At 72.5% G+C, this 20,615-nt stretch carries 22 protein-coding genes; 9 read left to right on the top strand and 13 right to left on the bottom strand.

Annotated elements, in window-relative coordinates:
- Position 1: 1 nt before the first annotated feature.
- Genes ACYF6T_RS04695 through sqr form a run of 3 tightly spaced genes read right to left on the bottom strand, consistent with a single transcriptional unit; the run spans position 2 to position 2,070 of the window.
- The gene (locus ACYF6T_RS04695; RefSeq protein WP_461693618.1) at positions 2-475 is read right to left on the bottom strand and encodes a DsrE/DsrF/DrsH-like family protein; all 474 of its coding nucleotides are present in this window, start codon (positions 473-475) and stop codon (positions 2-4) included.
- 16 nt (positions 476-491) lie between these two features.
- On the bottom strand, positions 492-809 hold the full coding sequence (locus tag ACYF6T_RS04690) for a TusE/DsrC/DsvC family sulfur relay protein (protein ID WP_461693616.1): 318 nt from the start codon (positions 807-809) through the stop codon (positions 492-494).
- Between the two features lie 13 nt (positions 810-822).
- Positions 823-2,070: a type III sulfide quinone reductase, selenoprotein subtype gene (sqr, locus tag ACYF6T_RS04685; RefSeq protein ID WP_461693614.1), complete on the bottom strand. Its 1,248-nt coding sequence runs from the start codon at positions 2,068-2,070 to the stop codon at positions 823-825.
- Positions 2,071-2,317: 247 nt separating this feature from the next.
- Between sqr and ACYF6T_RS04680 the strand changes: the two genes are divergently transcribed.
- The 3 genes from ACYF6T_RS04680 to ACYF6T_RS04670 all read left to right on the top strand — a co-directional run bounded on the left by ACYF6T_RS04680 (position 2,318) and on the right by ACYF6T_RS04670 (position 4,683).
- Positions 2,318-2,725, top strand: coding sequence for a nitroreductase family deazaflavin-dependent oxidoreductase (locus ACYF6T_RS04680; RefSeq protein WP_461693613.1), 408 nt, complete (start codon positions 2,318-2,320; stop codon positions 2,723-2,725).
- Positions 2,722-2,946 carry a hypothetical protein gene (locus ACYF6T_RS04675; protein ID WP_461693611.1) on the top strand — a complete coding sequence of 75 codons (225 nt, stop codon included), beginning with the start codon at positions 2,722-2,724 and terminating at the stop codon, positions 2,944-2,946. Before ACYF6T_RS04680 ends, ACYF6T_RS04675 begins: the two co-directional genes overlap by 4 nt.
- 147 nt (positions 2,947-3,093) lie before the next feature.
- Positions 3,094-4,683 (top strand): oleate hydratase, encoded by a 1,590-nt coding sequence (locus tag ACYF6T_RS04670; protein WP_461693610.1) that lies wholly within the window; start codon positions 3,094-3,096, stop codon positions 4,681-4,683.
- 240 nt (positions 4,684-4,923) lie between these two features.
- On the opposite strand, the gene ACYF6T_RS04665 is transcribed toward ACYF6T_RS04670, so the two are convergent.
- Positions 4,924-5,736, bottom strand: coding sequence for an SAM-dependent methyltransferase (locus tag ACYF6T_RS04665; protein WP_461693609.1), 813 nt, complete (start codon positions 5,734-5,736; stop codon positions 4,924-4,926).
- Positions 5,737-5,816: 80 nt separating this feature from the next.
- Between ACYF6T_RS04665 and ACYF6T_RS04660 the strand changes: the two genes are divergently transcribed.
- Positions 5,817-7,199 carry a PP2C family protein-serine/threonine phosphatase gene (locus ACYF6T_RS04660; protein WP_461693608.1) on the top strand — a complete coding sequence of 461 codons (1,383 nt, stop codon included), beginning with the start codon at positions 5,817-5,819 and terminating at the stop codon, positions 7,197-7,199.
- Positions 7,200-7,207: 8 nt separating this feature from the next.
- Here ACYF6T_RS04660 and ACYF6T_RS04655 read toward each other — a convergent pair whose 3' ends face one another.
- Positions 7,208-7,648: an ATP-binding protein gene (locus ACYF6T_RS04655; protein WP_461693607.1), complete on the bottom strand. Its 441-nt coding sequence runs from the start codon at positions 7,646-7,648 to the stop codon at positions 7,208-7,210.
- A 190-nt stretch (positions 7,649-7,838) separates the two neighbouring features.
- On the opposite strand from ACYF6T_RS04655, the gene ACYF6T_RS04650 reads away from it, so the two are divergent.
- The 5 genes from ACYF6T_RS04650 to ACYF6T_RS04630 all read left to right on the top strand — a co-directional run bounded on the left by ACYF6T_RS04650 (position 7,839) and on the right by ACYF6T_RS04630 (position 12,866).
- Positions 7,839-8,714 (top strand): helix-turn-helix domain-containing protein, encoded by an 876-nt coding sequence (locus ACYF6T_RS04650; RefSeq protein WP_461693605.1) that lies wholly within the window; start codon positions 7,839-7,841, stop codon positions 8,712-8,714.
- Positions 8,711-8,965 (top strand): DUF397 domain-containing protein, encoded by a 255-nt coding sequence (locus tag ACYF6T_RS04645; protein WP_461693604.1) that lies wholly within the window; start codon positions 8,711-8,713, stop codon positions 8,963-8,965. Before ACYF6T_RS04650 ends, ACYF6T_RS04645 begins: the two co-directional genes overlap by 4 nt.
- An 85-nt stretch (positions 8,966-9,050) precedes the next feature.
- A complete protein-coding gene (locus ACYF6T_RS04640; protein WP_461693602.1) occupies positions 9,051-9,857 on the top strand; it encodes an SAM-dependent methyltransferase in 807 nt (268 codons plus the stop codon).
- A 208-nt stretch (positions 9,858-10,065) separates the two neighbouring features.
- Positions 10,066-11,295, top strand: a complete 1,230-nt coding sequence (locus tag ACYF6T_RS04635; RefSeq protein WP_461693601.1) for a globin domain-containing protein — start codon at positions 10,066-10,068, stop codon at positions 11,293-11,295.
- Complete coding sequence (locus ACYF6T_RS04630; protein WP_461693600.1) at positions 11,295-12,866, top strand: oleate hydratase; 1,572 nt, start codon at positions 11,295-11,297, stop codon at positions 12,864-12,866. The genes ACYF6T_RS04635 and ACYF6T_RS04630 overlap by 1 nt, the downstream gene beginning before the upstream one ends.
- A 1-nt stretch (position 12,867) precedes the next feature.
- Here the strand turns inward: ACYF6T_RS04630 and ACYF6T_RS04625 are convergent, their stop codons facing one another.
- From ACYF6T_RS04625 to ACYF6T_RS04590, 8 genes are all read right to left on the bottom strand, one after another.
- Positions 12,868-13,458: a hypothetical protein gene (locus ACYF6T_RS04625; protein ID WP_461693599.1), complete on the bottom strand. Its 591-nt coding sequence runs from the start codon at positions 13,456-13,458 to the stop codon at positions 12,868-12,870.
- Between the two features lie 5 nt (positions 13,459-13,463).
- Positions 13,464-14,330, bottom strand: a complete 867-nt coding sequence (locus ACYF6T_RS04620; RefSeq protein ID WP_461693597.1) for a carbohydrate ABC transporter permease — start codon at positions 14,328-14,330, stop codon at positions 13,464-13,466.
- The gene (locus tag ACYF6T_RS04615) at positions 14,327-15,265 is read right to left on the bottom strand and encodes a carbohydrate ABC transporter permease (RefSeq protein ID WP_461693595.1); all 939 of its coding nucleotides are present in this window, start codon (positions 15,263-15,265) and stop codon (positions 14,327-14,329) included. The genes ACYF6T_RS04620 and ACYF6T_RS04615 overlap by 4 nt, the downstream gene beginning before the upstream one ends.
- A complete protein-coding gene (locus tag ACYF6T_RS04610) occupies positions 15,262-16,545 on the bottom strand; it encodes an ABC transporter substrate-binding protein (RefSeq protein ID WP_461693593.1) in 1,284 nt (427 codons plus the stop codon). Before ACYF6T_RS04610 ends, ACYF6T_RS04615 begins: the two co-directional genes overlap by 4 nt.
- 60 nt (positions 16,546-16,605) lie before the next feature.
- Complete coding sequence (locus tag ACYF6T_RS04605; protein ID WP_461693592.1) at positions 16,606-17,367, bottom strand: cupin domain-containing protein; 762 nt, start codon at positions 17,365-17,367, stop codon at positions 16,606-16,608.
- On the bottom strand, positions 17,361-18,287 hold the full coding sequence (locus ACYF6T_RS04600) for a DUF6807 domain-containing protein (RefSeq protein WP_461693591.1): 927 nt from the start codon (positions 18,285-18,287) through the stop codon (positions 17,361-17,363). Before ACYF6T_RS04600 ends, ACYF6T_RS04605 begins: the two co-directional genes overlap by 7 nt.
- Positions 18,284-19,402, bottom strand: a complete 1,119-nt coding sequence (locus tag ACYF6T_RS04595; protein ID WP_461693589.1) for a Gfo/Idh/MocA family protein — start codon at positions 19,400-19,402, stop codon at positions 18,284-18,286. The genes ACYF6T_RS04600 and ACYF6T_RS04595 overlap by 4 nt, the downstream gene beginning before the upstream one ends.
- Positions 19,403-19,582: 180 nt before the next feature.
- A complete protein-coding gene (locus tag ACYF6T_RS04590) occupies positions 19,583-20,566 on the bottom strand; it encodes a S1C family serine protease (protein ID WP_461693587.1) in 984 nt (327 codons plus the stop codon).
- Positions 20,567-20,615 lie beyond the last annotated feature (49 nt).

Raw genomic sequence — 20,615 nt, 5'->3', positions numbered from 1 at the left:
TTCAGGTGAAGATGATCTGCCCGCCGGCCGCGTGCGCGTAGAACTCGCCGACGGTGATGACGCCCTGGACCTGGTCGACGAGGTCGTCCTTGGCGAGTTCGAAGAGGTCGACGGAGGCCTTGCAGGCGTAGATGCCGGCACCGGTGTCGGCGATCATCTCGATGAACTCGGGGATGGGCGGGATGTCGAGCCCTTCCATCTTGCGTTCCATGTACCGGGTCACCAGGTCCGGGACGCCGGGCAGGCCGCCCAGGAGGGTCGGCAGGTGCAGGCCGGGGTTGCCGACGGTGGCGAGCTTGATGTGTTCCCAGCGCTTCTTGGTGATCGCGTCCAGCCCGAAGAAGGTGAAGAACAGATCGGCCTCGATGCCTTCGGCGCGGGCGCCGTTGGCCATGATCAGGGCCGGGTAGATCCCCTCCAGGGACCCCTTGGAGACGATGATCGAGACCTTCTGGATGGTGGCGGTGTCGGCCATGACGGCTCGCGCTCCTTCAGATGCAGCCGCGGGGCTTGGGAATGCCGGCGATCTTCGCGGCGGTCTTCGCCGGTCCCTTGGGGAAGAGCTGGTACAGCTCCTTGACGCTCACGCCGGAGGTCTTGCCGAGCACGCGGACGGTGGGTCCGGTGCCCTTGGCCGCGTACTGCTCGCGCATGAAGCGGATGACGGTCCAGTGCCGGTCGGTCAGCGTGTCGATGCCGGCCTCCGCGGCGATCTGCGAGGCCATCGCCTCCCTCCAGCGGGCCGGGTCGGTGAAGAAGCCCTCCTCGTCGACGGGGACGGGCGTGCCGTCGTACACGGCGGTGGTCATGGTGCGGCCTCCTTCAGGCGTGGGTGGGGTGCTTGCCGCGCTCGGGCATCGCCGAGCCGACGCCGGGCAGGTCGCGGCCGGGCAGGAGGCTGTGCCAGTACAGCCACTCGAAGGCGAGCTTGCCGAGGTGGTTGGCGCGGGACTCCGTCAGCAGCGGCAGGCCGACGCTGCCGGGGAAGTGGCCGGGCAGCGGTTCGGTGTCGTAGTTGAAGTCGATGAGCAGGGCCTTGTGGAAGCCGGTCTCCACGAAACAGTTGGCGTGTCCGTCGAAGGAGGCGTCCAGGGGCTGTCCGGCGAGGTGGCGGCCGATGTTGCGCACCAGCACCTCGCCCTCGAAGTGGGCCACCGAACCGGCCTTGGAGGCGGGCAGGCCGGCCGCGTCTCCGATCGCGAACACCTCGGGGCGGCCCGGGAGTTGGAGGGTGTGCGGGTCGACGGGCACGAAGCCGAGGTCGTCGCCGAGGCCCGCGGAGCGGTCGACGTACCCGGCGCCGCCGTGCAGGGGCACGACCACGGCCAGGTCGAAGGGCACCTCGCGCCCGTCGTAGGACACCAGCCGCCCGCCGTGCCGGTCGGCGTCGACGCTGCCGAGGGTGAACTCGGTGACCAGCTCGATGCCCTTGCGCTCCAGCAGCCCGCCCAGGGTCCGGGCCGCGACCGGCCGGGTGAAGGCGGCGTCGAGCGGGGTGGCGAGGGTCAGCCGGACCTTGTCGCGGATGCCGCAGCGCTGGAAGTACCAGTCGGCGAGGAAGGCGAACTCCAGTGGCGCGACCGGGCACTTGACGGGCAGGTCCGCGACGTCGATCACCACCCGGCCGCCGTCGAAGTGCTCCAGCGCGTGCTGGAGGTCGATGGCTCCGGGCAGGTCGTAGAAGGTGAACACCGACTCGTCCCAGCCGGGGCCGGTGAGGCCCTCGGTCTCCTCGGGCAGCAGCCGGGCACCGGTGGCGACGACCAGGACGTCGTAGGCGAGCCAGCCGCCGACCGCGAAGTGCACGGTCCGCGCGTCCAGGTCGACGCGGTCGATGCGGCAGCGGCGGTAGTCGATGCCGTGGTGGAGCTGGTGCGGACGCGAGCGGACCAGCGCGTGCGGCTGCGCCAGGCCGAACGGCACGAAGAGCAGGCCGGGTTGGTAGACGTGGGTGTCGTCCTGGTCGACGACCGTGATCCGCAGCTCGCTCTCGTCGTACGCGCGGCGCAGCCGGTTGGCGGTCATGGTGCCGGCGGTTCCGCCGCCGAGAATCACGATGTGTGTGGCCATGGCTCCACAGTGGTGCGGGAGCTGGTGCGCGGTCAGGGGCCGATGGTCCCGGGACCGGTACCCACCGGGGTATGTCCACCTGCGTGGCGCCGTCCGTGTCCGCGCCCAGGGCCGAACGTCCCCGAACGGCCCCCGACGGTCCCTCGCCGCGCCGCGCCGGCCGCGCTGCACTGGGGACGAGAGCCGGCGAGACCGAGGGGGAGAACCCCTTCGAGGCGGCGTCACGACAACCCGGGCGGTGGTTCCCGTGCCCTTTCCCCGATCGCTCGGCCGCCGGCTGCGCGGCCGCGTCAACCGGACGGCCCTGCGGTCGGCCGGTCACCTCGCCTTCGCCGACCTCGAACACGTGGGCCGCCGCACGGGCGCGGTGCGCCACACGCCGCTGCGCGCCTTCCGCACGGGAGACACCGTCGTGGTCGGGGTGAACTTCGGGCGGGAGACGGACTGGCTGCGGAACATCGAGGCCGCGGGCCGGTGCCGGATGCGGCTGGGGGGCGAGTGGCTGGAGTTGGGCACACCCCGGCTCGTGCCCGTCGCGGACGGTGTCCGGGGCATGCCGTGGCTGTTCGGGGCCGTGCTGCGGTACGTGGTGCGCCCCACCGACTGTGCCGAGCTGCCCGTCCTCAAGGCCGTGGACGGGAGCGAGGCCGGATGATGGTCACCGTGGCCGTGCTGCTGCACCTGCTCATCCTCGCGGGCGCGTGGTACGACACCGCCCGTCTGATGTCACCGGCCGCGCAGCGCGGCGCCCGGCACCGTGCCGCGTTGGAGGCGGCCGAGCGGCGGCTGGTGGCGCGGCGGCTGCGCGGGGGGATCGACGCCGACGCCTACCGGGAGAGGATGCGCCGTCTGGCCGAGGGCCGGCGCCCGCGCTGACCCGGCCTTCGGGGCCCGTCGGCGCGCCGGCCGGGACATCCGGCCCCTGCCGTCCCTCCTGTCGCCCGGCTTGGCTGACGGCACGGGCACCCACGCTCGACCACGGTCACCGCCCGTCGCACCCGGGCGGAGAAACGGAGGGACGTCATGGCAGACGCTCCGCTGCACCCCCGCGCCTACCTCGTCGGCTCCGGCATCGCCTCGCTGGCGGCCGCCGCCTTCCTGGTCCGCGACGGCCACCTGCCCGGCGAGAACATCCGCGTCCTGGAGGAACTCCCGGTGGCCGGCGGCTCCATGGACGGCCGCGACGAGCCGGCCGGCTACGTCACCCGGGGCGGGCGGATGCTGGAGGAGGAGGCGTACACCTGTCTGTGGAACCTGCTGGAGACGATCCCGACGCTGACCGACGCGTCGGTGTCGGTGCGCGAGGAGATCCGCGCGTTCAACGCCAAGTGGCCCACCGAGGCCAAGGCCCGGCTGATCGGCAAGGGCGGGACGGTCCTGGACGCCTCCGACTACGGTCTGGACGCCCGCGACCGGCTGGAGCTGACGCGGCTGCTGATGCTGCCCGAGCAGGTCATCGGGGCCCGGCGCATCCAGGACTTCTTCTCGCCGCACTTCTTCGAGACGAACTTCTGGACGATGTGGCGCACCACCTTCGCCTTCCAGAACTGGCACAGCGCCATCGAGCTCAAGCGCTACTTCCTGCGCTTCCTACAGGAGTTCCCGCGCATGCACACCCTGTCGGGGGTGCGCCGCACCCGCCTCAACCAGTACGACTCGGTCATCCGGCCGCTGCGGGCCTGGCTGGAGGCGCGGGGCGTGCGCTTCGAGCACGGGGTGCGGGTGGTGGACGCCGACTTCGACACCGACGGGCGGGGCGCCCGGCGGGTGCGGCGGCTGCACCTCCTGCGGGACGGCCGGCCGGACACGTACGAACTGGGCGACGCCGACCTGGCGTTCCTCACCCTCGGGTCGATGACCGCCGACGCCGCCTACGGCAGCGACGACCGGCCGCCGGAGCTGGTCCGCGAACGGCGTGACGGGGGCTGGCGGTTGTGGGAGGCGATCGCCGGCAAGGGAGCGGACTTCGGCCGGCCCGCCGCCTTCCACGGCAACGTGGACGAGGCGAAGTGGGAGTCGTTCACCCTCACCATGCGCAGCCCGCTGCTGCTGCACCGCATCGAGGAGCTGTCCGGCAACCTGCCCGGCACCGGCGCCCTGATGACCTTCAAGGACTCCCACTGGCTGATGTCCGTGGTCGTTCCGCACCCGCCGCACTTCGCGGGGCAGCCCGAGGACGTGTACACGCTGTGGGGGTACGGTCTGTTCGTCGACGCCGAGGGGGACTTCGTCCCGAAGCCGATGGCCGAGGCGACCGGCCGCGAGATCCTCACCGAACTCCTGGGCCACCTCGGCATGTCGGACATCGAGCAGCGGGTGGCGATGACCACGACGGTCATCCCGGTGATGATGCCGTACATCACCAGCCAGTTCGCCCCGCGCACCGTCCAGGACCGGCCGCCGGTGCTGCCGCGCGGGGCCGCGAACTTCGCCTTCCTGGGCCAGTTCACGGAGATCCCCGACGACGTCGTCTTCACCGTCGAGTACTCGGTGCGCGGCGCCATGCACGCCGTGTACGGCCTGCTCGGCCTGGACCTGGAGATCCCGGGCATCCACCAGGCCCTCGCCGACCCGAAGACCGCCTTCGACGTCCTCAGGGCCGCGCTGGCCTGAGCACACCGATGCTGCAAGGGGCCGGGCGGACCCGGTCCCGGGCCGCTCGGCCCTGCCGGGTCCGCCCGCGCCGGATGATCATTGGATCAGGCGCGGACACCGACGACGGCCTGTGCGAGGGGTTCCCCCGTCCCCCCGCCGGAACCGGTGTCCGCGCCAGGGGGACGCCCGCCGGGCCGGGCCGCGGTCGCACGTGGGTCGTCCGCCGCGTGCCCGTGGGCGGCGCGTCCCCCGCCGGGCTCAGCCCTGCTTCCGGCCCACTCCCGCGTACACCCAGTACTCCGAGGGGTTGTCCGGGACCGTCTCGCCCGGATCCGGGCGCCACACCGGTACGTGCACCAGGCCCGGGTCCACCAGGTCGAAGCCGTCGAAGAAGCCGAGGATCTCCTCGCGGGAGCGGATCGCGACGGACGAGGTGGAGCGGGCGTTGTACAGCCGGCTCACGGCGTCGGCGGTCTGCGGGCGGTCGTCGTTCGTGGCGTGCGTCAGCGCCAGCCAGCCGCCGTCGGGCAGGGCGTCGCGGAAGGCGGCGACGATGCCGGCCGGGTTCTCCTCGGGCGTGACGAAGTGCAGGATCGCCACCATCAGGACGGCGACCGGCTCCTCGAAGTCGATCAGCTTGCGCAGCTTCGGCGAGGCCAGGACCTCCTCGGGCCGCCGGATGTCGGCGTCGACGATGTCCGCCTCCGGGTTGTCGGCGAGCAGGGCGGCGCTGTGGGCCACGGCCACCGGGTCCCGGTCCACGTAGACCACCCGGGCCCCGGGGCTCACCGCCTGGGCCACCTCGTGCACGTTGCCCTGGGTCGGGATGCCCGAGCCGAGGTCGACGAACTGCCGCACCCCGGCGCCGGCCAGGAAGCGCACCGCCCTGCCGAGGAAGGCGCGGTTGGCCCGGGCGAGCGTGCGCACCTGGGGGTCGATGGCGGTGACGGCGGCCACGGCCTCGCGGTCGATGGCGAAGTTGTGCTCTCCGCCGAGCATCGCGTCGTACATCCGCGCGACGCTCGCTTTGTCGGGATCGGTTCCGGGCGGCAGGCCCTCGCTGTCGGCCACTACAACGTCCCTTTCCACCAGCGGACTTGACACCTCATCATATAGTTGCCGACGATGCGCGGTGATCCGTTGTCCTCGCCGTGCGCGCCCGGACCCCCACCCGGAAAGGCACCAGGACCCTGCGCAACGAACCGCGCGGCCGGACCGACGCCACCCCTGTCGTCCCGCTGCCGCCCCGTCGCGCCGTCTTCTCGCCCGCCGCCGACGCCATCGGATCGGAACTCGATCTCCGGCTGACCGGCAGCCATGTCGTGCACGCCCTGACGCCCAACTTCTGTGACGCGGCGTCGGTCCACCTGCTGGAGCGCTGGCGCCGCGAGGAGACGGCGTACGTCACCGCCGATCCGTTCCAGATCGAGGCGCGCCGCCTGGCGGTGCGCGTGGGCACGGACGCGCCCGAGGAGTGGGAGGCCGTGCTGCCGCTGGGCGAGGTGATGGTCTTCCCACGCGAGACGCCGTACGCCCGGGCGCTGATGGACGGGCACGCGCAGCTGCTGGACGCGTTCGACGCGCACACCATTGAGCGGCTGCTCGCCTCCGCCAAGGGCGATCCGCGCATCGAGGAGCTGCTGAAGGCGGGCTCGTTCCTCGTGGTGCCGCTGCGGCTGCGCGGGGGCGCGATCGGTTTCGTCGCCTGTTCGCGCGGGCCGGAGCGGGGGCCGTTCTCGACCGCGGAGGTGGCGGCGGTGGAGTCGCTGGCCGCGCGGGCCTCGATCGCGCTCGACAACGCCCGGCGCTACGAGCGCGAGCGCCGCACGGCGCTGGCCATCCGGGGCAGTCTGCTGCCGGGCAGCGTGCAGGAGGTCGAGGGCTGCCGCATCGCCCACGGCTCGGTGCCCGCCGGACAGGGCACCGTCATCGGCGGGGACTGGTTCGACGTGCTCAGACGGCCGGGTGACCGGGTCAGCCTGATCGTCGGGGACGCCATGGGGCACGGCCCGGAGTCGGCCGTGGCGATGATTCAACTGCGCACCGCCGTACGCACCTTGGCGGCTCTCGACATCCCGGCCGTGGATCTCGTGCAACGGCTCGACGCGCTCGCCAACGACACCCCCGGCGCCTCCTTCGCGACCTGCATCTACGCCGAGTGGGACCCCCGCGAGCGCACCTGCACCCTGGTCGGCGCCGGCCACCCTCCCCCGCTGCTGCGCGGCCCGGACGGCCCGACCGCACCCGTCGCGCTGGCCGGCGCCGGCCTCCCCCTGGGCCTGGGCACGGGCGCCTACGAGCCCACCGTGCTGAGCGTGCCGGAGCCGTCCCTGCTGGTCCTCTACAGCGACGGCCTGGTGGAGTCCCGCGACGCCGACATCGACCAGGAGATCGCCCGGCTCGCCCGCACGCTGGACGCGGCCGCCGCCCGGCGCGACCCGCTGCCCACGCTGTGCCGGAGTCTGCTCGGCGCCCCCTCCGGCGCGGACGACCGCACCCTGCTGCTCGCCGAGCTGACTCCGGCCGGCCACTGACACCCCCCTCAGACCGTCAGGGTCGCCCACACGGCGTTGCCGCCGGTGAGGTTGGAGCGGTCGACCCCCCAGGCGTCCGCGAGGTGCTCCACGAGGAGCAGTCCGCGCCCGCCCTCGTCGTCGGGGCCGGCTTCGCAGCGGGGCAGCTCCCGGCCCGTGTGGTCGTGGTCGTGCACCTCCAGCCGGAGGCAGCCGTCGGCGACGAGACCGATGCCGCACAGGAACCGCGCGCTGAGCGTGTGCCGCACGGCGTTGGTGGCGAGTTCCGACACGAGCAGCACCGCGTCCGCGCACAGGTCGGCCGGCAGGCGCCAGCCGGCCAGCCGGGCGCCCAGCGAGCGGCGGGCGAGGGCGACGCTGGAGCGGTGCGCGGGCAGTTCGAGCCAGTGTGCGCGCTCGGGGTCGTCGAGGTTTAACAGCTGAGGGGGCGAAGCCGTGTGGGGGTACACGAAGTTGGCCTTCCGTGGGGGGCGGGCGGCAGCCTGGCGGGGAACACGGATAACGCAAGTAACTATGCTCGCACCCAAGTTCAACTTGCAACCGACCTCCTGATAATTTCAGCGAGCCGGTATCCGTCTGGTCGCGTCGCCAAGTCGCTGTCAGACTCATGCGGGTGACAGTCCCTCAGGAGGTACGGGCGTGAGCGAAGGCCGTTCGGCAGCGGGCACCACGAGTGCCCCCACCGTTCTGCGCATGGTTCTCGGCCGGCGGCTGCAGGAGCGCCGGCAGGAGGCGGGCGCCTCGTTGGAGGACGCGGCGCGGGCGCTGCGGGTGAAGTCCCTGACCATCCGCCGGCTGGAGAAGGCGGAGGTCGCGCTCAAGCCCCTCTACGTCGAGAAGCTGCTGGAGACCTACGGGGCCGACCGGCAGGAGATCGAGGAGTTCGTCGCCCTCGCGGAGCGCGCCAACGAGCCCGGCTGGTGGCACACCTACCGCGACGTGGTGCCCAACTGGTTCGGCCCGTACGTGAGTCTGGAGACCGGCGCGAAGACGCTGCGCACGTACGAGCCGCACTACGTGACGGGACTGCTGCAGACCTACCGCTACGCGCGCGAGGTCCTCAGCGGGGGCTTCCCCGACGACACCGACCAGGACCTGGAACGGCGCGTGCAGCTGCGGCTGCGCCGGCAGAGCCTGCTGGAGAGACCCGACGCGCCCACGCTGTGGGTGGTGATGGAGGAGGCCGTGCTGCACCGGGTGGTGGGCGGCCCCGAGGTGATGCGGGAGCAGATCGAGCGGTTGCTCGAGGTCTCGGAGCTGGAGCACGTCAGCGTCGACGTCGTGCCCTTCACCGCGGGCGCCCATGTCGGCGCCTGCGCCCCCTTCACCTACTTCCGCTTCGAGGAGCCCGAGCTGCCGGACATCGTCTACAGCGAGGTCCTGTCCGGCGCGATGTACCTGGACCAGCGCTCCGACGTCGTGGCGCACCTGGAGGCGCACAACCGCATGTCCCTGCTGACCTCGGACGCGGACAGCAGGGCACTCCTGAACCGCATGCGCAAGGAGTACTCATGACCACCATCGACTGTCGTCACGTCTACAACGGCATGCCCGCCACCGACCTCGGCGAGCAGGGCTGGGAGTCTCCGTGGAGCGGCCCCAACGGGGGCCAGTGCGTGCAGACCAAGCAACTGGCCGACGGCCGTGTGGCGCTGCGGCAGTCGACCGACCCCGCCGGCCCGGCGCTGATCTACACACCGGAGGAGATCGCCGCGTTCGTCGCGGGCGTCAAGCGCGGCCTCGCCGACCACCTCGCCACCGGCTGACCCAGGATTCCGACCGGGAAGGCCCCGGGCCGGACCTGGCCACGACCTGCCCGACACCCCCACGCAGACCACCGAAAGGGACAGGATGACCAACTCGCACGCTTCACGGGACATCGACACCACGAAGCCCCACTCCGCCCGCATGTACGACTACTACCTCGGCGGCAAGGACCACTTCGAGGTCGACGAGCGGGCCGGCGAGCAGGTCGCCGCCACGTTCCCGGCCATCTTCACGTGCGCCCGGGAGAACCGGGCCTTCATGCACCGGGCCACCCGGGTCCTGGCCCGCGAGTACGGCATCCGGCAGTGGCTGGACATCGGCACCGGCATTCCCACCGAGCCGAACCTGCACCAGGTGGCGCAGTCCGTGGTGCCCGACGCCAAGGTGGTGTACGCCGACAACGACCCCCTGGTGCTCAAGTACGCGGAGCGTCTCATGCGCAGCTCGAAGGAGGGCCGCACGACGTACATCCACGCGGACTTCACCGAGCCGGAGACGATCCTGAACGCCCCGGAGCTGTCCGAGGCGCTGGACCTGAACCGGCCGGTGGCGCTGTCCCTCAACGCCCTGCTGCACTTCATCCCGGACGCGTGGGGCCCGTACGACATCGTTGCCCGGCTGCTCGACGCCCTGCCCTCGGGCAGCGCGCTGGCGCTGAGCCACTGCACCCCCGACTTCGACCCGGAGACCTGGCAGAAGCTGTGCCAGATCTACATCAACTCCGGCACCCAGGTCCAGGTCCGCTCCAAGGACGAGGTGGCGCGCTTCTTCGACGGCCTCGACCTGCTCGACCCGGGCGTGGCCGTCGGCCACCGCTGGCGGCCGGACAGCGAGCCCGTGGCCTCGGACGCCGAGGTCAGCCTGTGGACCGCTGTGGGCATCAAGCCGTAGGGCCGTAAGGGGGGACTCGGCGGGGCCGGTCGGCCCTGGGACCGGGCGGGCCGCGAGGCCGGTGCGCCCCGATCCCCGGGCCGGCCGGCCCCTCTTGGCTCCAGGGCCCCTGAACAGGGCGGACAGCGGGTGCGGGGACTGCTACACAGAAGTCCGCCGCGCGCTTTGGGTGCGGCGTTCTTCCCCTCGTTCCTGCCCGGGAGGCCTCATGCTGTCCGCAGAATCCGCCGCCGTGGTCCGTGCCACGCTGCCCGCCGTTGCGGGCACGCTCGACGAGATCACGACGTGTTTCTACGGCGCGATGTTCCGCGACCGCCCGGAGCTGCTCGACGGGATGTTCAACCGGGGCAACCAGGCCAGCGGCGCCCAGCGGCGCGCGCTCGCCGGGTCGATCGCCGGGTTCGCCACCGCGCTGCTGGACAACCCGCAGGTGCGGCCGGACGCGCTGCTGGAGCGGATCGCGCACAAGCACGCGGCCGTCGGGGTCACCGACGACCAGTACACGATCGTCCACAAGTACCTGTTCGGCGCGATAGCCGAGGTGCTCGGCGAGGCGGTCACCCCGGAGGTGGCGGCCGCCTGGGACGAGGTGTACTGGCTGATGGCGGGCGCGCTGATCGCCCGGGAGGCCCGCCTGTACCAGGACGCGGGGGTGGCGGCCGGTGAGGTGTGGCGGCCCTGGACGGTCGTCGAGCGGCGCGCCGAGACGCCGGACACGGTGTCGTTCCTGCTGCGCCCGGCGGACGGCAGGCCGGCTCCGCGGGCCCGGGCGGGCCAGTACGTGAGCGTGCGGGTGCGGATGCCCGACGGGGTGCACCAGCTGCGGCAGTACACGCTCTCCTCGGACCCGGGCCGGGAGCTGCGCCGCATCACCGTCAAGCGGGTCACCGGCACGGCCGTCGCGCCGCAGGGCGAGGTCTCCAACCTGCTGCACAGCCAGGTCCGGGTGGGCGACCGGCTGACGCTGTCCGCGCCCTTCGGTGACGTCTTCCTCGACGGCAGGGCGCACGAGTCCGGCCCGCTGGTGCTGGTGTCGGCGGGCATCGGCTGCACCCCGATGACGGGCATCCTGGCCCACCTGGCGGCCACCTCCTCGACCCGTCCGGTGCTCGTCCTGCACGCCGACCGCTCCCCCGCCGACCACGCGCTGCGCACCGAGACCCGGGCGCTGGTCGGCGAACTCGCAGGCGCCCGCGCCCAGTTCTGGTACGAGCGCCCCGGCGCGGAGGAACCGGACGCCGGGGATGGCCTGATGGACCTGTCCGGCGTGGAACTCCCGCACGACGCCACGGTGTTCCTGTGCGGTCCGCTGCCCTTCATGCGCGAGGCGCGCCGGCAGCTGCTCGACGCCGGCATCCCCGCCCGCCGGATCCGCTACGAGGTGTTCGGCCCCGACCTGTGGCTGCCGGGCACCGTCGAGGAGCAGGGAGCCGCGTGATGGCCCGGGCCTACCTGGTGGGCGGGGGGATCGCCGCCCTGGCCGCGGCCGCGTTCCTGATCCGCGAGGGCGGCTTCGAGGGGGCGGACATCCACCTCTTCGAGGAACAGCGGCAGCTCGGCGGCAGTCTGGACGCGGGCGGTTCGGCGGAGGCCGGCTACACCATGCGCGGCGGGCGGATGTTCGAGGCCGAGTTCCGCTGCACCTACGACCTGCTCTCCGGCATCCCCTCGCTCGACGACCCGGCGGTCTCGGTGACGCAGGAGATCCTCGCCGGGCACGAGGAGTCCGGCTGGGACGACATCGCGCGGCTGGTCGACGGCAAGGGGCAGATCGTCGACACCACGTCGATGGGGTTCTCCGAGCGCGACCGGCTGGAGCTGGTGCGCTGTCTGGCCTCCCCCGAGGGCCACCTGGACGGCAAGCGGATCACGGACTGCTTCGGCGAGCACTTCTTCACCACGAACTTCTGGTTCATGTGGTGCACGACGTTCGCCTTCCAGCCCTGGCACAGCGCGATCGAGTTCCGCCGCTACCTGCGCCGCTTCGTCCATCTCTTCCCCGAGTTCGCCTCCATGTCGGGCATCCACCGCACGCGCTACAACCAGTACGACTCGATCGTGCGGCCGCTGGTGGCCTGGCTGCGCGCCCGCGGGGTCGTCGTGCACACCGGCTGCCGGGTCACCGACCTCGGGTTCACGCCGGGGCTGCACAGCGGCACGGTGGAGTCGATCCACCTCGACCGGCGGGGGCGGGACGAGAAGATCGCCGTCAGGCCCGAGGACCTGGTCCTGGTCACCAACGGCTCCATGACGGACGGCTCCAGCCTGGGCACCCACACCTCCCCTCCGCCGCCGTCGCGCGGCCGCTCCGAGGCGTGGCTGCTGTGGCACCGACTGGCCCGCGGGCGCGAGGAGTTCGGCAATCCGGGCGCCTTCGACAAGCGGGTCAAGGAGTCCCGGTGGGAGTCCTTCACGGTCACCACGAAGGACCCGGCCTTCCTGGACGCGCTCGCGCGGTTCAGCGGCCGGGAGACGGGCCGGGGCGGGCTGATGACGTTCACCGAGTCGAACTGGCTGCTGACCATCGTCGCCAACCGCCAGCCCGTCTACCGGGACCAGCCCGAGGGCGTCTCGGTCTGGTGGGGCTACGGCCTCTTCCCCGCCCGGCCCGGCAACCACACGCCCAAGCCGATGACGATGTGCTCGGGCCGGGAGATCCTCGAAGAGGTGCTGGGGCACCTGCACTTCGACGAGGCCCTCACCGCCCGCGTCCTGCAGACCTCCACGGTCGTGCCCTGCGTGATGCCGTACATCACCAGCCAGTTCCTGGCCCGGCGCCGGGAGGACCGGCCGCGCGTGGTGCCCGAGGGGTCGGTGAACCTCGCCTTCATCGGGCAGTTCGCGGAGGTGCCCGACGACGTCGTCTTCACCGTCGAGTACTCCGTGCGCACCGCCTGGACGGCCGTGGCCGAGCTGCTCGGGCTCGACCGGCGGCCGCCGGCGGTGTACAAGGGGCACCACGACCCGCATGTGCTGGCCGCCGCCCTGGAGACCCTGCACCGGCGCTGACTCAGCGCCGCGCGTGGCGTACGTCCACGGCGGTCAGGGCGAGGGCCAGCGGGCCCGGGGCCAGGAACGCCAGGGGCACCAGCATCCAGGCGCACAGGGCGGCCGTGGCCACCGCGAGCAGCACCAGGGCGCTGCCGCCCGCGTCCCGTACGGTGTCGCGGGCGGCCTGGCGCACGGCGGCCGGCCAGTCGGTGAGCGACTCGGGGCGCGCGCACGCCCTGAGCGCCACCACCAGGGCCGTCGCCCCGATCGCCGCGGCCGGCGCGGCGAACAGCGGCCCGCCCGGCAGTCCGGCCCCGGCCAGCGCGAGGTCGGCGGCGAGCAGCAGCGTCCCGGCGAGGGCGACCGCCCCCGCGGTCAGGTCGCCGGTGCGCATGCGGCGCCGCAGCAGCGCCCCGTACCGTCCCGCGGTGGCCGGTCGGTCCTCGCCGGCGCCGCGCAGCACCGCGCAGGCCGTCGACAGCGCGGCCGGTGCGGTCACCAGCGGCAGACAGGCCGCGGCGGTGGCGAGGCCGATGCTGAGCACGTCGGCGAAGAGGGTCATGCGCGGGCCGAACAGCTCGCCCGCCTCCCGGGTGCGCATCCCGCTCATCCCGCTCACCCCTTCAGTCCCGAACTGGCCATGCCCTCCACCAGGAACCGCTGGAAGGCGAGGAAGAACAGCACGATCGGCAGCAGCGCGATGACCGACATGGCGAACATCGGGCCGAACGCCGACTGACTGGAGGCGTCCACGAAGGACCTGAGGGCGAGGGTGAGCGTGAACTTGTCCGGGTCGAAGAGGTAGATGAGCTGGGTGAAGAAGTCGTTCCACGTCCAGATGAAGGTGAAGATGGCGGTGGTGATCAGCGCGGGACGGGTCAGCGGCAGGATCACCCGGAAGAAGCTGCGGAACGGGCCGCAGCCGTCGATGCGGGCCGCCTCCTCCAGCTCGCGCGGCAGACCGCGCATGAACTGCACGATGAGGAAGACGAAGAACGCCTCGGTGGCGAGGAACTTGGGCAGGATCAGCGGCCAGTAGGTGTTCACCAGGCCGAGCTTGTTGAAGATGATGTACTGCGGGATGAGCACCGCGTGGTGCGGCAGCATGATCGTGGCGATCATGAAGGCGAACAGCGGGCCGCGCATCCGGAAGCGGAGCCGGGCGAAGGCGTAGGCGGCGAGCGAGCAGCTGACGACGTTGCCGAGGACGGCGCCGCCCGCGATCAGCAGCGAGTTGCCGAGCAGCCGCCAGACGGACACGTCGTTGACGCCGTCGAAGGCGGTCTCGTAGTTCGACCACTCCAGGTGGCTGGGCAGCAGGTCAAGGCTGGCGATGACCTCGTTGGCCGGTTTGAGGGAGGTGGCGAGCAGCCAGGCCAGCGGGTAGAGCATCACCAGCAGGGCGGCCAGGCAGCCGAGGTGCACGCCGACGCGTCCCCAGCGAACGGGCTTACGGGCGGCGGTGGTCGACGCGGTGGTCATCGGTCCCCCTCGGAGGCGTAGAAGACCCAGGAGCGCGAGGTGCGGAACAGCACCGCGGTGACGGCGCCGATGACGACGAGGAGCACCCAGGCCATGGCGGAGGCGTAGCCCATGTGGGAGGCGACGAAGCCCCGGTCGTAGAGGTAGAGGGTGTAGACGAGGGTGGAGTCGGCGGGGCCGCCCTTCCCGGCGCTGACCGCGAAGGCGGGCGTGAACACCTGGAAGGCCTGGATGGTCTGCAGGACGAGGTTGAAGAAGAGGACGGGCGACAGCATCGGCACGGTGACGGACACGAACTGCCGCCATCTGCCGGCCCCGTCGACGGCCGCCGCCTCGTACAGCTCGCCGGGGATCTGCTGGAGTCCGGCGAGGAAGATGACCATCGGCGCGCCGAACTGCCACACCGTCAGCAGCGCGACGGCGAGCAGCGCCCAGCCGGGCTTGTTGATCCAGCCGCCGGTGCCGGTCAGGTGGTCGACCGTGCCGCCGTCGTTGAACAGCGCCCGCCACACCAGGGCGATGGACATGGAGGCGCCGAGCAGCGAGGGCGCGTAGAAGGCGGAGCGGTAGAAGCCCTTGCCCCGCTTCATGGTCTTCAGGGCGAGGGCGACGACCAGGGCGAGCGCGAGCTGCAGGGGTACGGCGATGGCGACGTACGTCAGCGTCGTCAGCACCGAGCGCCAGTACCGCGGGTCCTGGGTGAACATCTGGGTGTAGTTGCGCAGGCCCACCCAGTGGGGCGGGTTGAACAGGTCGTAGTCGGTGAACGACAGGTACAGCGAGACGGCCATCGGCAGCAGGGTCAGGACCGTGGCGCCGAGCACCCATGGGGAGAGGAACACCCAGGCGGCGCCCTCGCGCTCGCGTGCGGGGCGGCGCCCCGCGGTGGCCGCCACCGGGAGCGCCGGGGCGGCGGGGGTCTGTGTCGTCGTCATGACCTCAGCTCCGCCTTCGCCTCGGTGACATAGTCCTCGGCCGCCTCGCGGGGCGACATGCGCTGGTAGGACACCTGGTCGTAGTCGCGCTGGAAGGTGGTCTGCAGGGCGTTGTCGCCGGAGGGCGGGGCCTGCGGCGGATCCTTGAGCGTGCCTTCGAGCGAGGACTGGAAGTCGGCGACGGTCTTGTCGAAGTCCTTGAGCTGGGCGGCGGTCTGCTCGCGGACGGTCTCGTTGACGGGGATGCCGCGGGTGGCGCCGAGGATCTTCGCCGCCCGCGGGTCGTTGATCATGAAGTCGACGAGCGCGGCGGCCTCCTTCGGGTGCCCGGTGTGGGCGCCGACGCCGAGGAACATCGACGGTTTGAAGTACTGGCCGGGTGTGCCGTCCGCGCCGGACGGCATGGGCGCGAGGGCGACTCCGGTGGGGACCAGGGCGAGGTAACCGCTGGACGGGGCGTCCCAGTTGAAGTCGGCGGTGGCCTTGCCGCGGCCGAGCGGGGTATTCTCGACGGAGCCGTCGAGCTGGGTGGTCTGCTCGGCCGGGGAGACGGTGCCCTCCCGCCGGAGCCGGTCGGTGAAGGTCCACCAGCGCGTCAGGTCGGCGGCGGTGAAGCCGAGTTCGCCGGACTCGGTGTAGAGGGCCTTGCCCTGGCCGCGCAGCCACACCTCGAAGGCGTCCTCGCTCTGGCCGGGATCGGTGGCCCCGGGCTTGCCGGTCTTCTTGGCCAACGCCCGCATGCTGTCGGCCCATTGGCTCCAGGTCCAGCCCTGGCGGGGCAGCGGGACGCCGGCGGCCTTCCACGCCTTGACGTCGTAGACGACCGTCTCGGTGCCGCGGCCCTGCGGGATCGCGTACTGTCTGCCGTCGACCCGGCCGGTCGCCAGCAGTCCGGCGTCGATCTCGCCGGTGCGCAGCACGCCCTTGACCTTGGCGAGGTCGAGCAGGACGTGACCGGAGGCGTACTGGTCGATCTGGCGGTAGTCGAGCTGCATCACGTCCGGCGCGTCGCCGCCCGTGGCCTGGATGGCGAGCTTCTGCTTGTAGGCGTCGTAGCCGGAGAACGACGTCTGCACGCGCACGTTCGGGTGCTGTTTCTCGAACAGGGCGACGGCCTGCTCGGTGCGTGCCGCGCGGTCGGGGTTGCCCCACCACGTGTAGCGCAGCACGACCTTGCCGCCACCGGCGGTCTCCCCGGATCCGCCGCAGCCGGCCAGCATGGCGCAGAACGCCAACGCGACGGCCGACGCGCAGAACCCCTTCGTCCTGTGTCCGGGCATGCCGAGGTCACCTCGTCTCTCCTCGGAGTCGGGTTGAGGTCCCCCCTCGCGGTGGTGCGGCTACTCCCCCTGGTACGGCAGTGTCGTGCCCGGCAGCGCGTACTCGTCGCGGCGGCCGCACATGCCGAAGCCGCCGAGCCGGGTCGGCGCGGCCTGGTACGCGGTCGCCTCGCCGAGGTAGTCCGGTGCGCCCGCCTCCAGCGCCTCCAGCTGGGCGCCCGTGCGCTGCGCGGTGGCCAGCGCCCCCGCCCGCCACAGCTCCCGCCAGCCGGGCACCTTCGCGCGCACCAGCCGGGCGGCGGCGCGCTGGAACTCCCGGTACGGTCCGGCGTCCCCGGCAACGAGCGCCTCGCGCAGCGCCAGATACCCCTCGACGGCCAGGTCCCGGCGCCGGCGCGCGGCACGCTCCGCCTCGGCTCCCGTACCGGACGGGAGCGTGGCCGCGGCCGCGTACCGCTCGGGGTCGGCGAGCACCTCGGGCGGGAAGGTGAAGACCGCGTCCCCGGCCTCGGGCAGTCCGCTGTTCTGCATCAGCACGGTGATGCGCAGGTCGCCGCCCTGCACCATCCGGTGCACGGTCCCCGGCGTGAACCAGGCGACGGACCCGGCCTGAAGCGGGATGTCCCGGTAGCCGTCCGGGCTGAGCGTCTGCACCGCGCCCCGGCCGCCGGTGACGATGTACGCCTCCGTGCACACCAGGTGCAGATGCGGGCTGCCGCCGCACACACCGTCGGCGGCCTCCCAGTCGTAGGCGCTGAGATGGGACAGGCCGACGGCGCCGGGCAGCGGGTGCGGGAGGGCGGGCTCGGACGCGCTCACCACGGCAGGCCCGCGAGGTGGGCGGCGACACGGTCGGCGTCCCAGGCGCCGTCGGCGAAGACCATCCGGTAGCGGTAGCCGAAGGACTCGCCCGGCGGCAGCTCGAACTCCTCGAAGAACGCCCAGGAGAACGCGACCGTCGGGATCGGCTCGGCGCGCACGAACCAGTGCGACTCGTGGATCGCCCGCTCCTCGTCGAGGTTCTCCGGCGCGTGCGCGAAGACGATCGTGGAGTGCCCGTCGACGTCGTCGTGTTCGGTGGTGTACGCCAACCAGGGCCCCTGTGTGCCCATCAGCTTGCCGGCGTCCGCCTCGGTGCCTGGGGCGAAGACGGTGCCGCCGGTGAAGTCGCGCGGGCCGCGCCACTGCAGGCCGGTGTAGCCGGCCATCTCGCGGCCCTCGGTGGTCGGGGAGCCGAACACCAGGGGCGCGTCACGGATGTTGGTGAGGCGGATCGACCAGTCCAGCGCCCAGGCGCCGGCGTCCTCGTCGACGGAGTGCACGGTCAGCCCGCGCTCCTCCCGCGCCCACTCCTGGCCGCCGTTCTCCACCCAGGTGAGCTCCTCGGTGACGGCGAGCCGGTCCTCGTCCACGGTGAAGCGGGCGAACGCGTCGTGCCGCATGGAGCCGACGCGTTCGGGCAGGACGAGGTAACCCTGGCCGTGCACATAGGAGTTGCCGCCCCAGAAGTTCTGCCCCGACAGATGGCTGGCGGTCATCTGCAGGCCCTTGTGCCAGCGGTGGTCGCTGGGCCGGTAGCCGGTGACCGTACGTCCGGCGAGCGTGCGGATCGGGTGGGCATAGGGCTTGCGCGCCTCGAACGCCTCCGGGTCCGGGCGGTAGACGTAGCGGAGGATCTCGGTGCCGTCCGCCGTCTCGACCGCGATGTGCTCGCCGTGGACGTGACTGACGCGGATGCTCATGCGCGCTCCTTGGTGGGGGCCCAGTGGGGGTGGTCGCCGTGCATGGCCGCGTAGAACGGGTCGCCGGGGCCGATCTCGCCCGCGTGCACGGGCTGCCCGGTGAACGCCGACTTGTAGAGCGCGGCGGCGAATTCGAGGGTGGCGCGGGCGTCCGGGCCGCTGCCCGGGGGCCGTACCCCGGCGTCGTACGCGTCGAGGAGGGCGCCGAGCTGCGCCGCGTGCGAGCTGGGCACGTCGGAGGCGGGAGTGCGCCAGGCGGTCACGCGCTCGGCCGGGACGTGCGGGGCCGGGGTGTAGACCCAGTCCTCGTTGCGGTGGCCGTACAGGTGGGTGAGTTCCACGGTCGCGTCCGCGCAGTCGACGCGGATGCGGCTGACCTCCTGCGGGGACAGCACGCTGTTGACGACGGTGGCGAGCGCGCCGCTCGCGAAGCGCACCAGGGCGGTGGACACGTCCTCGCTCTCGGTGTCGTGGACCAGGCGGGCCGCCATGGCCCGGATCTCCGTCCACGGGCCGAGCAGGTGCAGCAGCAGGTCGTACTGGTGGATGCCGTGTCCCATGGTGGGGCCGCCGCCCTCACTGGCCCAGGTGCCGCGCCACGGTACGGCGTAGTAGGCGGCGTTGCGGTACCAGGTGGTCTGGCAGTGCGCGACCAGGGGGGCGCCCAGTTCGCCGCCCGCGATCAGCTCGCGGGCGTGCACGGCGCCGGAGCCGTAGCGGTGCTGGAAGACCACGGCCGCGTACGCGCCGGAGGCCTCCTCGGCCGCCGCGATCTCGTCGTACTCGGCGAGGGAGAGGGTCAGCGGCTTCTCGCACAGCACCCACGCGCCCGCCTTCAGCGCGGCCACCGTCTGCTCCCGGTGCAGGGACGGCGGAGTGCCGATGAGCACCAGGTCGGGGCGTACGGCGTCCAGCATCGCCTCGACGGAGGTGTGGCCGGTGACCTGCTCGCCCGCCAGCTGCCGGAAGTCGGCGAGCCGGCCCTCGTCGATGTCGACGGCGGCGACCAGTTCCACGCGGTCGGCGTGGGCTCTGAGCGCGGGCAGATGGCTGCCGCTGACGATGGCGCCGGTGCCGACGACGGCGACGCGGCGGCGGGCTGGACGTGGGGGCATGCGGTCCTCCTGGGGTGCCGGCGACCAAGAACATGGAGAAAGCGCTTGCTCTCCGAGGTGACCCTAGGGGCCGAGGAATGTCAGGACAACCCCCTGTGCAGGGATATCGAAGTAGGGGGATCGTGCAAAGCCTTGCTGCACGGCCCGCTTCGGCGCTTGCTCCGACGTTTTCCGGCCGTCTCAGTCCTCGGCCCGCAGCTCCGCCGGAACGGCGATCACGTCCACCAGGGCGCCCCCGCGCAGGGCGGTCATGGCCAGGGGACGGCCGATGGCGTCCTCCAGCATCAGCCGCTGCAGCGCCTGCGCGCCCGTGACCGGCTCGCCGCCGGCCGTGAGCAGCAGGTCGCCGGCGCGCAGTCCGGCGCGAGCGGCCGGCGAGGACGGCACGACCTCGACGATCCGCAGGCCGACGGCCTGGCCGGTGCGGTCGCGCAGGGGCGGCGGCAGCGGCGCGGGGATGCCGGCGAGGCCGAGGTGGGCGCGGCGGACCCGGCCGTCGGAGAGGAGGGCGGCGACGATCTGCCGGCTGGTGCCGTTGACCGGGATGGCGAGGCCGAGTCCGACGTCGGCGATGGCGGTGCTGATGCCGACCACGCGGCCGTCGGCGGTGGCGAGCGCCCCGCCCGAACTGCCGGGGTGGAGGGTGGCGTCGGTCTGGATCACGTCGTCGACCACCCGGGTCGCCGCGCCGGCACTGGTGGGCAGCGACCGGCCGAGGGCACTGACGACACCGGCGGTGACGCTGCCGGCCAGCCCGAGCGGGTTGCCGACGGCGACCACCAGCTGGCCGACCCGGAGCGCGCCGGCCTCGCCGAGCCGGACGGGCGGCGGTGTCGGCCCGTCGGCGCGGACCACCGCGAGGTCGGACAGCGCGTCCGCGCCGATCACGTGGAAGGGGGTCGTCGTGCCGTCGGCGAAGGACACCGTGCCGGCGTCCGAGCGCCCGACGACGTGCGCGTTGGTGAGCAGGAAGCCGTCGCCGGTGAACACCACGGCCGAACCGGTGCCCCGCACGAAGCGCCCTCCCGAGCGCCGGTGCGAGACGTTCAGGGCGGCCACCTTGGGGGTGAGCTCGGCGGCGACGGAGGTGACGATCTGGGAGTAGGAGTCGAGCGCGGCCTGCTCCTTGCCGGGGCGGTCGGGCTCCGAGAGGGTCTCGGTCACGGGGGCGACCTTTCGCCGTTGCCTGAGGCGTTCGCCGTTGCCTGCGCCT

The organism is Streptomyces sp. 7R007 (assembly GCF_054850255.1).
This window is presented reverse-complemented; position numbering and strand designations above follow the sequence as displayed.

What these genes read in the sequence shown, in the direction of transcription:
- ACYF6T_RS04695 (WP_461693618.1), bottom strand. Translation starts at nt 475, where the DNA reads ATGGCCGACACCGCCACCATCCAGAAGGTCTCGATCATCGTCTCCAAG.
- ACYF6T_RS04690 (WP_461693616.1), bottom strand. Translation starts at nt 809, where the DNA reads ATGACCACCGCCGTGTACGACGGCACGCCCGTCCCCGTCGACGAGGAG.
- sqr (WP_461693614.1), bottom strand. Translation starts at nt 2,070, where the DNA reads ATGGCCACACACATCGTGATTCTCGGCGGCGGAACCGCCGGCACCATG.
- ACYF6T_RS04675 (WP_461693611.1), top strand. Translation starts at nt 2,722, where the DNA reads ATGATGGTCACCGTGGCCGTGCTGCTGCACCTGCTCATCCTCGCGGGC.
- ACYF6T_RS04670 (WP_461693610.1), top strand. Translation starts at nt 3,094, where the DNA reads ATGGCAGACGCTCCGCTGCACCCCCGCGCCTACCTCGTCGGCTCCGGC.
- ACYF6T_RS04645 (WP_461693604.1), top strand. Translation starts at nt 8,711, where the DNA reads ATGACCACCATCGACTGTCGTCACGTCTACAACGGCATGCCCGCCACC.
- ACYF6T_RS04640 (WP_461693602.1), top strand. Translation starts at nt 9,051, where the DNA reads ATGACCAACTCGCACGCTTCACGGGACATCGACACCACGAAGCCCCAC.
- ACYF6T_RS04635 (WP_461693601.1), top strand. Translation starts at nt 10,066, where the DNA reads ATGCTGTCCGCAGAATCCGCCGCCGTGGTCCGTGCCACGCTGCCCGCC.
- ACYF6T_RS04630 (WP_461693600.1), top strand. Translation starts at nt 11,295, where the DNA reads ATGGCCCGGGCCTACCTGGTGGGCGGGGGGATCGCCGCCCTGGCCGCG.
- ACYF6T_RS04625 (WP_461693599.1), bottom strand. Translation starts at nt 13,458, where the DNA reads ATGAGCGGGATGCGCACCCGGGAGGCGGGCGAGCTGTTCGGCCCGCGC.
- ACYF6T_RS04620 (WP_461693597.1), bottom strand. Translation starts at nt 14,330, where the DNA reads ATGACCACCGCGTCGACCACCGCCGCCCGTAAGCCCGTTCGCTGGGGA.
- ACYF6T_RS04615 (WP_461693595.1), bottom strand. Translation starts at nt 15,265, where the DNA reads ATGACGACGACACAGACCCCCGCCGCCCCGGCGCTCCCGGTGGCGGCC.
- ACYF6T_RS04610 (WP_461693593.1), bottom strand. Translation starts at nt 16,545, where the DNA reads ATGCCCGGACACAGGACGAAGGGGTTCTGCGCGTCGGCCGTCGCGTTG.
- ACYF6T_RS04600 (WP_461693591.1), bottom strand. Translation starts at nt 18,287, where the DNA reads ATGAGCATCCGCGTCAGTCACGTCCACGGCGAGCACATCGCGGTCGAG.
- ACYF6T_RS04595 (WP_461693589.1), bottom strand. Translation starts at nt 19,402, where the DNA reads ATGCCCCCACGTCCAGCCCGCCGCCGCGTCGCCGTCGTCGGCACCGGC.